General features: G+C 38.1%; 15 protein-coding genes. 13 read left to right on the top strand and 2 right to left on the bottom strand.

Annotated elements, in window-relative coordinates; genetic code table 11:
* Window positions 1–3: 3 nt before the first annotated feature.
* From P7V56_RS07250 to P7V56_RS07220, 7 genes are all read left to right on the top strand, one after another.
* Complete coding sequence (locus P7V56_RS07250) at window positions 4–573, top strand: anthranilate synthase component II (protein WP_370529620.1); 570 nt, start codon at window positions 4–6, stop codon at window positions 571–573.
* Between the two features lie 73 nt (window positions 574–646).
* The gene (gene trpD / locus P7V56_RS07245) at window positions 647–1,645 is read left to right on the top strand and encodes an anthranilate phosphoribosyltransferase (protein ID WP_171222477.1); all 999 of its coding nucleotides are present in this window, start codon (window positions 647–649) and stop codon (window positions 1,643–1,645) included.
* Window positions 1,642–2,427 (top strand): indole-3-glycerol phosphate synthase TrpC, encoded by a 786-nt coding sequence (gene trpC / locus P7V56_RS07240; protein WP_171222476.1) that lies wholly within the window; start codon window positions 1,642–1,644, stop codon window positions 2,425–2,427. The genes trpD and trpC overlap by 4 nt, the downstream gene beginning before the upstream one ends.
* Window positions 2,427–3,053 (top strand): phosphoribosylanthranilate isomerase, encoded by a 627-nt coding sequence (locus tag P7V56_RS07235; RefSeq protein WP_240976636.1) that lies wholly within the window; start codon window positions 2,427–2,429, stop codon window positions 3,051–3,053. Before trpC ends, P7V56_RS07235 begins: the two co-directional genes overlap by 1 nt.
* Before the next feature lie 2 nt (window positions 3,054–3,055).
* Window positions 3,056–4,243 (top strand): tryptophan synthase subunit beta, encoded by a 1,188-nt coding sequence (gene trpB, locus P7V56_RS07230; RefSeq protein WP_171222475.1) that lies wholly within the window; start codon window positions 3,056–3,058, stop codon window positions 4,241–4,243.
* 2 nt (window positions 4,244–4,245) lie between these two features.
* Entirely contained in the window at window positions 4,246–5,007 is a 762-nt protein-coding gene (gene trpA, locus P7V56_RS07225; RefSeq protein ID WP_171222474.1) for a tryptophan synthase subunit alpha, read from the top strand.
* Between the two features lie 199 nt (window positions 5,008–5,206).
* Window positions 5,207–5,554: a hypothetical protein gene (locus P7V56_RS07220; protein WP_171222473.1), complete on the top strand. Its 348-nt coding sequence runs from the start codon at window positions 5,207–5,209 to the stop codon at window positions 5,552–5,554.
* 1 nt (window position 5,555) lies between these two features.
* On the opposite strand, the gene yaaA is transcribed toward P7V56_RS07220, so the two are convergent.
* Window positions 5,556–6,314, bottom strand: coding sequence for a peroxide stress protein YaaA (gene yaaA, locus P7V56_RS07215; RefSeq protein WP_171222472.1), 759 nt, complete (start codon window positions 6,312–6,314; stop codon window positions 5,556–5,558).
* A gap of 224 nt (window positions 6,315–6,538) precedes the next feature.
* On the opposite strand from yaaA, the gene P7V56_RS07210 reads away from it, so the two are divergent.
* From P7V56_RS07210 to P7V56_RS07190, 5 genes are all read left to right on the top strand, one after another.
* Window positions 6,539–6,994: a hypothetical protein gene (locus P7V56_RS07210; protein ID WP_171222471.1), complete on the top strand. Its 456-nt coding sequence runs from the start codon at window positions 6,539–6,541 to the stop codon at window positions 6,992–6,994.
* Between the two features lie 90 nt (window positions 6,995–7,084).
* Window positions 7,085–8,062 carry a YitT family protein gene (locus P7V56_RS07205; protein WP_171222470.1) on the top strand — a complete coding sequence of 326 codons (978 nt, stop codon included), beginning with the start codon at window positions 7,085–7,087 and terminating at the stop codon, window positions 8,060–8,062.
* Between the two features lie 40 nt (window positions 8,063–8,102).
* On the top strand, window positions 8,103–8,555 hold the full coding sequence (locus P7V56_RS07200) for an META domain-containing protein (RefSeq protein WP_171222469.1): 453 nt from the start codon (window positions 8,103–8,105) through the stop codon (window positions 8,553–8,555).
* A 9-nt stretch (window positions 8,556–8,564) separates the two neighbouring features.
* A complete protein-coding gene (locus P7V56_RS07195) occupies window positions 8,565–9,197 on the top strand; it encodes a Pr6Pr family membrane protein (protein WP_171222468.1) in 633 nt (210 codons plus the stop codon).
* Between the two features lie 4 nt (window positions 9,198–9,201).
* On the top strand, window positions 9,202–10,230 hold the full coding sequence (locus P7V56_RS07190) for an alpha/beta hydrolase (RefSeq protein WP_171222467.1): 1,029 nt from the start codon (window positions 9,202–9,204) through the stop codon (window positions 10,228–10,230).
* On the opposite strand, the gene P7V56_RS07185 is transcribed toward P7V56_RS07190, so the two are convergent.
* Complete coding sequence (locus tag P7V56_RS07185) at window positions 10,196–11,443, bottom strand: TPR end-of-group domain-containing protein (protein ID WP_171222466.1); 1,248 nt, start codon at window positions 11,441–11,443, stop codon at window positions 10,196–10,198. The two genes, P7V56_RS07190 and P7V56_RS07185, sit on opposite strands and share 35 nt — an antisense overlap.
* 109 nt (window positions 11,444–11,552) lie before the next feature.
* On the opposite strand from P7V56_RS07185, the gene trhA reads away from it, so the two are divergent.
* Complete coding sequence (gene trhA, locus P7V56_RS07180; protein ID WP_171222465.1) at window positions 11,553–12,185, top strand: PAQR family membrane homeostasis protein TrhA; 633 nt, start codon at window positions 11,553–11,555, stop codon at window positions 12,183–12,185.
* The last annotated feature ends 254 nt before the right edge of the window (window positions 12,186–12,439 follow it).

The raw sequence follows: 12,439 nt of genomic DNA, 5'->3' as shown, positions 1-12,439 counted from the left end.
ACCATCATGAAGATAGCCGTTATCGACAACTACGACAGTTTCACCTATAATCTCGTTCATTATCTCGAAGATTTGGACGGAAAGGTGACTGTTTTTCGCAATGACGAATTGGAATTAGAAGAACTTGAATCTTTCGACAAAATCCTTCTGTCGCCTGGTCCGGGAATTCCGGACGAAGCCGGTTTGTTGAAATTGATCATTGCCAAATATGCCGCAACCAAAAGCATTTTGGGTGTTTGTTTAGGCCAACAAGCCATCGGAGAAGTTTTTGGCGGAAGCCTGACCAATCTTGATAAAGTTTATCACGGCGTGGCTACTAAAGTAAATCAAACGGTTTCTGACGAATCTCTTTTCAATGATTTGCCTGCCGAATTTGAAGTCGGGCGCTACCATTCTTGGGTAGTCAATCCCGATGATTTCCCCGAAACTTTAGAAATCACTTCTACCGATGAAAACGGCGAAATCATGTCACTCCGACACAAAACCTTCGACGTCAAAGGCGTCCAATTCCATCCCGAAAGCGTGCTCACGCCTCACGGAAAAACCATTTTAAAAAACTGGCTTAACGCTTAGTTTGCTGTCTGCTGCACGTCGACGGTAAACTTTTACGCTGTCGATTCTCGGCAGTTCACTAAAACTAAGTATCATGAAAACTATTTTAAACCGATTAATCAATCACGAAACCCTAACCAAAGAAGAAGCCAAAACCGTTTTGGTCAACATCTCTTTAGGGCAATACAATCCGAGTCAAATTGCGTCATTCCTAACAGTTTATATGATGCGAAACATTACCATCGAAGAGCTTTCCGGCTTTCGAGAAGCGCTTTTGGAACTTTGCATACCAATAGATTTTTCTGCCTATAACACCATCGATTTATGCGGAACCGGCGGCGATGGCAAAGACACGTTCAATATTTCCACCTTAGCTTCTTTTGTCACAGCCGGTGCGGGAATTCATGTTGCCAAACACGGTAATTACGGAGTTTCGTCTATTTCGGGTTCGAGTAATGTGATGGAAACTTTAGGGGTGAAATTCAGCAACGACAAAGATTTTTTAACCAAATGCCTTGAAGAAGCTAACATTGCCATCCTTCACGCACCGTTATTCCATCCTGCCATGAAAAATGTTGGACCGATTCGAAAAGAATTGGGCGTAAAAACCTTCTTCAACATGCTCGGACCCATGGTAAATCCATCGTTTCCCAAGAACCAATTGGTAGGTGTTTTTAGTTTAGAATTGGCGCGTATGTATGCGTATTTGTACCAAAACACCACGGTTAACTATTCGATTCTTCATGCTTTAGACGGTTATGATGAAATTTCGCTAACCGCTGAGGCAAAAATCATTACCAAATCTTCGGAAAGTATGGTGAATGCCAATGATTTCAACTTATCCAAATTAGCTTTTGAAGACATCAAAGGCGGAACAACTATCGAAGAATCAGCGAATATTTTTATGAAAATCATTTCCGGAAACGGTACTGAAGCGCAGCAAAATGTGGTTTGTGCCAATGCCGCGATGGCGATAGCAACCGTTGAAAACAGTAGCGTTTTAGTTGCTTTTGCGAAAGCCAAAGAAAGTTTACAATCGGGAAAAGCCTTAAAGAAATTGCAAAAACTCCAACAAATCAGTCAAGCGTCATGAATATATTAAATCAAATCATTGCTAGTAAAAAACAAGAAGTGGCTTTGAAAAAAAGCATCATTACTATAAACCAATTGGAAAACAGCGATTTATTTAACACCAAAACCCATTCGTTAAGTAAATCTATCATCAACTCACCTTTCGGAATTATTGCCGAACACAAACGCCGTTCGCCTTCAAAAGCGACCATAAATCACAGTTTAGCTGTAGAAGAAGTCGTAAAAGGTTATGAAAATGCAGGTGCGAGCGGGATTTCGGTTTTGACGGACAGTCAGTATTTTGGCGGTTCCTTAGACGATTTACTTTTGGCGAAAGCTTCCCTAAACACGCCATTATTGCGCAAAGAATTCATCATTGATGAGTATCAAATTTTGGAAGCCAAAGCCAACGGTGCCGATGCTATCTTGCTGATTGCCGCGGTTTTGACAAGAGCCGAAATCAAAACCCTTTCAGAATTCGCCCATTCGATTGCTTTGGAAGTGTTATTGGAAGTTCACAATCTCGAAGAATTAGAAAAAAGCATCATGCCAAGCCTTGATATCATTGGCATGAACAATAGAAATCTCAAGACCTTTGAAGTGAGTTTGCAGAATAGTATTGATTTGGTGACCCAAATCCCGAATGACTTTGTCAAGATATCCGAAAGTGGCTTAAGTAAACCCGAAGATGTCAAATTGCTAAAAAGTCAAGGATTTCAAGGGTTTCTAATCGGAGAAAACTTTATGAAAACGGATAATCCCGGAGCAGCATTGGAACAATTCATCAATCAACTGAAAGTATAATGGAAACCAAAATCAAAATATGCGGTATGAAGTTTCCTGAAAACATTGTCGAAATAGCGGCTTTTCAACCTGATTATTTGGGTTTCATTTTCTATGAAAAATCGCCTAGAAACTTTGACAATAAGATTCCCGAGTTGGATAAATCGATTCAGAAAGTTGGTGTGTTTGTCGATGCTTCATTTGAAGAGATTGAAAAAAAAGTAAATCAATATAAGCTGGATTTGGTGCAATTGCACGGTGATGAAAGTCCGGGATTCTGTTCAAAAATCGAAACTAATTTAGTTAAAGTAATCAAATCGTTTTCAATTGATAACCAATTTAATTTTAAAGATTTAGAAAAATACAAAAGTAATTGCTCCTATTACTTATTCGACACCAAAGGAGCAAATTATGGCGGCAACGGCACCTCTTTCGATTGGCAACTTTTAGCACAATACAATTTAGACAAACCCTACTTTCTAAGCGGAGGAATCGGAACTGAAAGCATTACAGAATTAAAAGAGTTTCTCAAAAAAGATTATGCCAAAAATTGCACAGCCATTGACCTCAACAGCCAATTCGAAACTGAACCCGGATTAAAAAAACCTGGAACCCTAAAATTATTTCTCCAAAACTTAAAAGAATAACCATGAACTCAAAATACAATGTCAACGAAAAAGGCTTCTATGGCGACTTTGGTGGTGCTTTCATCCCTGAAATGCTTTATCCAAACGTAGAGAAATTGCGCCAACAGTATTTATCCATCACAGCGGAACAAAGTTTTCAAGACGAATTTAAAGCGCTTTTAAAGGATTATGTCGGGCGACCGACGCCGTTGTACTATGCAAAACGACTTTCGGAGCAATTCAATGCTAAAATCTATCTTAAACGCGAAGACTTGTGTCATACAGGCGCGCACAAAATCAACAACACCATTGGGCAAATCCTTTTAGCCAAGCGATTGGGCAAAACCAGAATCATCGCCGAAACCGGTGCAGGTCAGCATGGCGTAGCGACCGCAACCGTTTGTGCCTTAATGGGTTTGCAGTGTATCGTGTATATGGGTGAAGTGGATATCGAACGCCAAGCGCCCAATGTCGCGCGTATGAAAATGCTCGGTGCCGAAGTTCGTCCGGCAACTTCAGGCTCAAAAACCTTGAAAGACGCTACCAATGAAGCCATTCGCGACTGGATCAGTAATCCAGAAGATACGTTTTACATCATCGGCTCTGTGGTTGGGCCGCATCCTTATCCCGATATGGTGGCGCGGTTTCAAAGTGTGATTTCGGAAGAGATTAAAAGTCAGTTACTCGAAAAAGAAAACCGTGAAAATCCCGACTACGTGATTGCTTGTGTTGGCGGCGGAAGCAATGCTGCCGGTGCTTTCTATCATTTTTTGGACGAAGAAAATGTAAAACTAATTGCAGTTGAAGCCGCCGGAAAAGGAATCGATTCGGGCGAAAGCGCAGCGACTTCTGTTTTGGGAAAAATTGGTATTATCCACGGAAGCAAGACACTTTTGATGCAAACGAATGACGGGCAAATCACCGAACCTTATTCAATATCAGCAGGATTGGATTATCCCGGTGTTGGTCCGATGCACGCCAATTTGTACCAAACCCAACGAGCCGAGTTTATCGCCATCACTGATGATGATGCCATGCAATCCGGCATCGAATTGGCGCAAACCGAAGGCATCATTCCGGCCATAGAAACTGCTCATGCTTTTGCGGTTTTGAAGCACAAAAAGTTCGAGCCAAACGACATTGTTATCATCAATTTATCCGGTCGAGGCGACAAAGATTTGAATACATATATTAACTATTTTAAGCTGTAATCATGAATCGAATCCAACATAAATTATCTGACAATAAAAAAATACTATCTATTTATTTTACAGCTGGTTTTCCTATGTTAAATGACACTAAAAGTTTAATAGAAAATTTGGCTCAAAATAAGGTTGATATGATAGAAATCGGATTGCCGTTTAGCGATCCTTTAGCTGATGGACCGACCATTCAAGAGAGTTCAACCCAAGCACTAAAAAACGGCATGACCTCTGCAATTCTTTTTGACCAATTAAAAGGCATTCGAAACACGGTTGATATTCCGTTAATCATCATGGGCTATTTTAATCCGATGCTGCAATTTGGAATCGAAAACTTTTTGCAGAAATGCCAAGAAACCGGCATTGACGGCTTGATTATCCCTGATTTACCGCTTGAAATCTACCTTTCCGAATACAAAGAACGCTTTGAAAACTATGGTATTGCAATGATTTTCTTAATTACACCACAAACCTCAGAAGAAAGAATCCGATTGATTGACGCTAATTCGAATGCTTTTATCTACATGGTCAGTAGCACCAGCGTAACCGGAAGCCGAGATAGTTTTGACGAAAATCAGCTAACGTATTTTGAAAGAATTGCGGCTATGAATTTGAAAAATCCACAAATAATCGGGTTCGGAATTAGCAATAAAACCACTTTTGAGCAAGCCGTGAAACACCAAAAAGGCGCCATTATTGGCAGTAGTTTTATCCAATTTATTTCGAAAAACGGATCAGACAATGTCCAAAGTTTTATCCAAAGTATACTTTAAATAAATAAACATATACATCTGAAAAACAATTTTTTAAATATTCAATATAGATTTTACCTATAGTGGCTTATTTGAGGCTGTTTTTGAGATGTTTTTCAAGCTAATCACTTAGTTATTAACAATTTGCATTATTTCTAAAAACAATTTCCTAAATTTGGTTTAACACTGTCGAAAACAACTAACTAAAAATCAAACTATCATGGGACTTTTTAACAATCACGAGAAAAAGGTAATTGCAGAACTTTGTAAAAAGAGTGAAGACATCAGCAATGACATCAGCAAAGAGATTAATGAGCTTCTTGATGATTTAAAAACGGATTATGAAGAAAACAAAGTAGTCCTAAAAGAGTTTAATGATTTTGTCAGCGAACTCGAGGCCAAACTTTCTCCTCAAGACTTAGAGAAACTTCACTCCTTCTCTTCCCGTTTATACAAAGTAAAGCGTTGTGCTAAAAAAGGCGTGGAAGCCATGCGCGAATTGGCTCGCGACCAAAAGAAAGCCACCAGCGAAACTATACGAGAATACCAGGAATATCTTTACGCTTAAACTATCTGGTAAAAACCAATGTACTTCCTTTGCTCAGATTAGAGTCAAAGGCGTAACCTTCATAGTTGAATCCTTTTAAATCGTCAATGGTTTCGGCGTTGGTATCTAAGATGTAGCGCACCATCATACCTCTCGCCTTTTTGGCAAAGAAACTAATCATCTTGAGTTTGCCATCTTTGTAATCTTTGAATTCAGGCGTGATGACCGGTACTTTTAAAGTCTTGGCATCTACGGCGCTGAAATATTCATTACTGGCCAAGTTGACAAACAGTTCTCCTTTTTGCAATTCGCTGTTCAATCCTTTAGTAATAGTCTTTTTCCAGAACTCATAAAGGTTTTTGTTTTTACCAATAGGCATTGCAGTTCCCATTTCTAATCGATACGCCTGCATTAAATCCAACGGTTTGAGCAAGCCGTACAATCCTGATAAAATTCGGACTTTGTCCTGCAAAACGGCTAATTTGTCTTCGGGCAAACTATAAACATCCAAACCGGTATAAACATCGCCATCAAAAGCATAAACCGCTTGTCTGGCATTTTCAGGGGTAAACGGCGTATGCCATTCTTGATTGCGTTGCCAATTGAGTTCCGCCAATTTCTCCGAAATATCCATTAGAGCCGAAAGTTGTTTGGGCTTTTTCTTTTTTAATGTTTTTTGAATGGTTTCGGCTTGTTTTAAAAACTGAGGTTCGGTGCAAATAAGGGTTGGTACCTCTTTTTCAAAATTCAGTGATTTGGCGGGTGATATAACGATTTTCATGCTTTAGATTTTATAGTGGTTCAAAAATACAAATTCAGTGACGAATTTTATCTACGAGAAAATGATTTGTTTCGATACATCGATTGGTAAAATCGATGTATCAAATTTCAAAATATCATACACCTATTGCCAAATCTTATAACTATTCGGCAAAATTTTATAACACCTCAACCTGCTCATCATCATACTTTTGCAACTATAAATAACCTTTAAATCCTGTTTCTATGAGACTCTTTATTTTGTTTTGCAGTGCGTTGTTGATTGTTTCCTGTAAAAGTAAAAACCCGGCCGTTGACAACACCATTTCGGTGGTAAAACCTGAAGAAGTAGCCATGGTCAAAAAAAACAGAGCGGACGATTTAGGCAAAAGACTCTTGGAAACCTGCAATACTTCCCGATTCAGAGCATTCAGTAGTGTCGAAGCCACCGATAAAGTACGTCAAAATGCCACCAAAGAAAAAATCTCTATGGTTTGTAAAAAAATCAACCAGAGAAACGGCAGGTTTTTGGGACTGAATCTGATTGATATTACTTATAACAAAAGCACCGACGAATATATTTTTCATTACGATATCAAATACGAAAAGAAATATTTTAAGCGAGAATTGTTTGTAACGGTAAATGCTGAGAATAAAGTTTCTGCCCTATCTACTAAAGAAATTGAGCCAAAGCCGATGTGAAAACCAAGTTAAAAACATTGGAGTTCCGGCAAATTGTTGTATATTGACCAATCGATAAAATTAAATTACAAGCCCTTAAACAACAACCGTATGAATTCATTTTGGCAAAAAATCATCATCAATACTATTCTCAAAAAACCAAGAAAAAAATCCGGGAAAGAAAGAACATATACCAAATACGAACTCGCCAAAGGCTATCGAGAATTTATCATTTTGGCCAAGCGCAACAGTAAAGATTTCGTTTTAATCACACTTGGTATTTTTTCTGCTTCTTTTGGTTTTAAAGGATTTCTTTTGACGAATCACTTTATTGACGGCGGTGCAACAGGCATTTCGTTGTTAATTTCTATTTTGACTAAAATTCCGCTTTCCATTTTGATTATCGGGGTTAATATTCCTTTTATCATTTTGGGTTACAGGGTTATGGGTAAAGCCTTTGCTGTTAAAACGGCATTAGCCATCACCGGACTTTCCATTTGCTTGGCAACAGTCACTTTTCCGAATGTGACCAATGACAATTTGCTGGTGGCTGTTTTTGGTGGATTTTTTCTCGGCGCCGGTATAGGACTATCCGTTCGCGGCGGTGCTGTGATTGACGGAACCGAAGTTTTAGCCATTTTCCTCAGCAGAAAATTTGGCACCACCATTGGAGACATCATCGTAATTATTAATATTATCATTTTCTCTGCAGCTGCCTATTTCCTCGGAATTGAAGTAGCACTTTACTCTATGATAACCTATTTGGCCGCTTCTAAAACGCTCGATTTTATCATTGAAGGTATCGACGAATACATTGGCGTTACCATAATTTCTTCTAAAAACAATGAAATCAGACAAATGATTATTGAGGTCATGGGCCGAGGAGTAACCGTTTACAGCGGAAAACGTGGCTATGGCAAACGTGGCGAAACCAAAGAAATTGATATTATTTATACCGTGATCACCCGTTTAGAGCTCAACAAACTCAATACTGAAATAGAGAAAATAGAACCAGACGCTTTTGTGGTTATGAACAGCGTAAAAGACACCAAAGGCGGCATGATTAAAAAAAGACCTTTAAAACATTGATTCTTTTTCACTAAATTTGAGTGTTTTAACAATGTTTACCATGAAAAAGAACGCTCTTTTATTGCTCTCGCTATTTTCAATTTTAGTCTCGGCTTGTTGTAGCACAAAAACTAATATAGTCAAGCAAACTGACAGCAAAACTGCTTTTTATGATTATGCTTGGGAACTCGAATACATATCGGGAACTCGAATTGCTTTTGACGGATTGTATCCGGATAGGAAACCAAATATCATGTTCAAAGAAGCCGAGAGCCAATTCAGCGGCAACACGAGTTGCAATAGCTACAGTGGAAAATATACCAAAAAGGAAAACAGCATTCAATTTGGTGATGCCATGAAAACCATGGCGTTTTGTGAAGGCGGTGGTGAAGAAGCTTTTCTGAGAATGCTGGGTAAAGTCAACCGATTTGCCTTTGACAGCGAGGGAAAATTGCTACTGCTTGCAGATGATATTCCTATGATGCGTTTCAAGAAAATTGCAAAGCCAAACTAATCGATGATCATGTCAGACACTTTAAAAGACAAACTCATCTTCTTTGGTGCCACTTTGGGTTGGTTTGCGGTGGTTGTTCAATTTGTATTGATGATGCAAAACCGAGTAGAATCGCTAACCGAAACGACCATCCGCTTTTTTAGTTATTTTACCATATTAACCAATTGTTTGGTGGCTTTGTATTTTTCGATATTATGGTACAAAAAACCCCTTTTACTTTTCACCCGATTTAAAAAACCGGGTTTCTTAACCGCTACAACACTTTATATTGCTACTGTTGGTATTGTCTATCAATTTTTGTTGCGCGACATTTGGGAACCAACCGGTATGCAAAGAATCGTAGACGAATTGCTACACTCCATCATTCCAACTTATGTACTGGTATTTTGGATTATCTATGAAAACAAAAAAGACGTTTCTTGGCGCGCTATTCCAAATTGGTTGCTTTATCCATTGCTCTATTTGATTTTCATTCTTTTTAGAGGCAATCTGTCGGGATTTTATCCTTATCCGTTTGTAGATGTAACCGAATTGGGTTTAGAAAAAGTGCTGACCTTCAGCGGTTTTTTATTCTTGGCTTTTGCCATAGGCGCCATTGTTTTTGTCGGGTTCGGAAAATCAATTAAAACCGATAAACTGTAATGTTATGTTAAGAAAAATTCTCCTCAGAACTATTATCGTGCTTTTGGGTTTAACCCTAATTGGCTATATCGCCTTTAAAGTTTCCCCATATCCTTCTGCTCTATTGATTCGCTCAGCTTTTAACAAAGGTGGAATTGAGTCCAATAAAGCTTTAGAAAGATATGTTCCTAAAGGAATCGTTTCAAAATTGAACATCACTTACGATGCGTCGGATAAAGATGCAAAACTCGATTTGTATTATCCCGATTCTATTAATTCAGCCACCACCAAATTACCTGTAATTGTCTGGACACATGGCGGCGGTTTGATTTCAGGCAGTAAAGAGCATGTGGCCAATTATTGCAAAATCTTAGCTTCATATGGCTATATGGTAGTAGCCATTGATTATTCAGTAGCACCTGAAGCGGTTTATCCAACTCCTGTGCGCCAACTCAATACAGCCTTACAGTTTTTAACTAAAAACGCTAATTTATTTCCTATGGATGCGAATCAACTCTTTTTGGCCGGAGATTCCGGTGGTTCGCATATCTCGGCTCAATTGGCCACTATAGTAACTTCTCCGGATTATGCCAAAGCCACTAAAGTAAATCCTAAAATTTTACCCCATCAAATCAAAGGCATGATTTTGTACTGCGGACCATATGAAACTGATAAAATCAATACCGAAGGGGATTTTGGCGCTTTTATGCGAACCGTTTTATGGTCGTATAGCGGTGATCGGAATTTTGTAAACAATGAGTATTTTAAAACTGCTTCTGTTTTAAATTTTGTGACCAAAGATTTTCCGGCTACTTTCATTTCTGTCGGCAATGATGATCCGTTGGGATACCATTCTTTGGCTTTAGCCGATAAATTGGACAGTCTTGGCGTTGAAGTCGACCGTTTGTTTTATCCTAAAGGTTTTGCGCCGAAGTTACCTCATGAATATCAATTCAACTTTGAAACCGATGCCGCCAAGTTAGCGCTGGGTAAGTCAATGATTTTTGTCCAATCAAAAGTTAAAACTCCAAAGAATACAACTCCGGATTTTTAACTTTATTCAAATCCAACACTCCATTTTTGTCATAAGCCTTCCATGGGGAATTGGCAAAGAAATACAATTTGTTTCCAACCACAGTAGCCAAAGCCGGCTCGTCAAATTCGGGTCGGTTTTGATCAATAATACGAAAGCTTTCGATACCGTTTTGGGTTTTATTTAAATCGAATTGGGTCAGTCTTATGGGTGTAACACCATTTTGTACTGCTACTAATTTATCTTTATAAAACAGCAAACCATCAATACCTTTGCCAATGGTTCCTTCGGGAAATGTTAACCACGATTTGGAAAGCGTTTTTATGTCGACAACCGCAATTCCTTTTAAATAATCGGCTAAGAAAAGTTTGTTCTCTTCGTTATTCATTGTTATGCCTTGCAAATTAAAACCTTCGTTTTCAAATGACACAAAAGGCTTCATTTCGTCGTTTTCAATTTTGTAAAGTATTGGCTTAGCACTGTCTGAAACATAAACCGTATTTTTCTTGGTCACATAAATATCCCCGAAAACATGTTGTCCTTCAATAGTGTATCGTTTTACAATTTGCTTGTTTTTAATATTTACTTTCAGAATTTCAGCTTTGCCATCCATAGCTGCAGAAAAGTTTTCCATTTCAGGCATAGCCGAAGTCGCTACCCATAAATATTCCTCTTTCGCATCGGCTTTCATGGCGAAAACGGAGAGCAAATCAACATTGGTTAACCAATCAGTACAAACACCAGTTTTACTGTCAAAAGTGACAATTTTTCTTTGGTGAATACTTGAGGCCAACCAAATTTTGGCTTTCGCCAAATAAGTCAAACCTTCCGGATGCAAGGCTTTTTCGGATAGCGTCACGACTTTCTCAGAATTAGCTACCACAGTTTTTTGAGTGGCCTTTAAGGCTAAAATAGCTTTGAAACCTTCGGTGCTTTGGAGCGAATTGAAGTCGGTGTCTTTTTCAAATTCGGCAGTATTATCCATCAAAACCAATTTCTTCAACACGGCCAAAGATTCTTCGGTTTTATTATTTAAAGCATAAGCCGAAGCCAAATTATAGGTAAACGTTGGATGAAAAGGCCGAATGCTGTCGAGTTTTTTGGTCAACTTAAGAAAAGTTCGATAGTCTTTCGCTTCATAAGCTTTGATGCTGTTGTTGTATATTTCTCTTTGGGTTTGAGCCGAAACCATGGCACCCGATAATATTAAAAGACAAAAGAAGTAGTTTTTCATAGCGACCTATTTAAATCGGAAATTGATTTGACGTTCAAAACCGGAATTTATTACACTTTCACAAAGAGACAAGCATTTTAACTAATTTTACCAAACCATTTCAATACTTATGAAACATCGAGAGCAAACCCGTAACGAAGAATTGGCCAACGCCGTTTCACACGGTTTGGGTGTATTGTTTTGTTTGATTGCAATGCCGATTGTCTTAACTATAACTTATAACAACAAAGACTTAACTAGTTTTTATTCGGTGGCAGCCTTTGCGGTTGGGATGTTTTTAGTTTACAGCTGTTCTGCTCTTTATCATTTTGTTCAAAAAGAAAAGACAAAAAACCTGCTCCAAATAGCCGATCACATCAGTATATATTTCCTGATTGCCGGAACTTATACTCCATTGATGATAAAATACCTACCGTCGGAAACTGCTTTTATTTTTCTCACCACGATGTGGACAGTGGTCTTCTTGGGTATGTTTTTTAAAGTATTCTTCATCAAAAAATTCGAATGGTTATCGGTTGTACTTTATTTGGTAATGGGCTGGATGATTATTTTTGTAATTAAACCGTTGATTGATACAGTTCCATTAGAAATATTTTGGTGGATTTTGGGCGGTGGTTTGAGTTATACTATCGGAGTTTATTTTTATGTTAAAAGTTATAAATATTATTATCATACGGTTTGGCATATTTTTGTCTTATTAGGCACAATACTTCATTTTATGGCCATTTATAAAAGTCTGTAGCTGCTTAAATGCAATATTAACAATTTGATAATCAAGATAATCTTTAAAAAAATCTCCTTTTTTTTAACTTTATACTGTTATAAAGACATAAATCATAGAAACCAATTGGATTATCATCGCAATCGTAGCATTGGTCGCTGTAGTTTTGATTGTCTATTTGATTAATCAAAATCAAAAAGACCAAAATGAGGTTACTAAATATTTCAATGCCGACTCTTCAAAACTGAATGAAGAAGAAGACGAACTAAACAATG

The sequence above is a fragment of the Flavobacterium sp. IMCC34852 genome, from assembly GCF_030643905.1.
Lineage (GTDB): Bacteria > Bacteroidota > Bacteroidia > Flavobacteriales > Flavobacteriaceae > Flavobacterium > Flavobacterium rivulicola.
Note: the sequence above shows the minus strand (reverse complement) of the source record. Positions and strands in the feature narration are given on the sequence as shown.

What these genes read in the sequence shown, in the direction of transcription:
- trpD (WP_171222477.1), top strand. Translation starts at nt 647, where the DNA reads ATGAAAACTATTTTAAACCGATTAATCAATCACGAAACCCTAACCAAA.
- trpC (WP_171222476.1), top strand. Translation starts at nt 1,642, where the DNA reads ATGAATATATTAAATCAAATCATTGCTAGTAAAAAACAAGAAGTGGCT.
- P7V56_RS07235 (WP_240976636.1), top strand. Translation starts at nt 2,427, where the DNA reads ATGGAAACCAAAATCAAAATATGCGGTATGAAGTTTCCTGAAAACATT.
- trpB (WP_171222475.1), top strand. Translation starts at nt 3,056, where the DNA reads ATGAACTCAAAATACAATGTCAACGAAAAAGGCTTCTATGGCGACTTT.
- trpA (WP_171222474.1), top strand. Translation starts at nt 4,246, where the DNA reads ATGAATCGAATCCAACATAAATTATCTGACAATAAAAAAATACTATCT.
- P7V56_RS07220 (WP_171222473.1), top strand. Translation starts at nt 5,207, where the DNA reads ATGGGACTTTTTAACAATCACGAGAAAAAGGTAATTGCAGAACTTTGT.
- yaaA (WP_171222472.1), bottom strand. Translation starts at nt 6,314, where the DNA reads ATGAAAATCGTTATATCACCCGCCAAATCACTGAATTTTGAAAAAGAG.
- P7V56_RS07210 (WP_171222471.1), top strand. Translation starts at nt 6,539, where the DNA reads ATGAGACTCTTTATTTTGTTTTGCAGTGCGTTGTTGATTGTTTCCTGT.
- P7V56_RS07205 (WP_171222470.1), top strand. Translation starts at nt 7,085, where the DNA reads ATGAATTCATTTTGGCAAAAAATCATCATCAATACTATTCTCAAAAAA.
- P7V56_RS07200 (WP_171222469.1), top strand. Translation starts at nt 8,103, where the DNA reads ATGAAAAAGAACGCTCTTTTATTGCTCTCGCTATTTTCAATTTTAGTC.
- P7V56_RS07195 (WP_171222468.1), top strand. Translation starts at nt 8,565, where the DNA reads ATGTCAGACACTTTAAAAGACAAACTCATCTTCTTTGGTGCCACTTTG.
- P7V56_RS07190 (WP_171222467.1), top strand. Translation starts at nt 9,202, where the DNA reads ATGTTAAGAAAAATTCTCCTCAGAACTATTATCGTGCTTTTGGGTTTA.
- P7V56_RS07185 (WP_171222466.1), bottom strand. Translation starts at nt 11,443, where the DNA reads ATGAAAAACTACTTCTTTTGTCTTTTAATATTATCGGGTGCCATGGTT.
- trhA (WP_171222465.1), top strand. Translation starts at nt 11,553, where the DNA reads ATGAAACATCGAGAGCAAACCCGTAACGAAGAATTGGCCAACGCCGTT.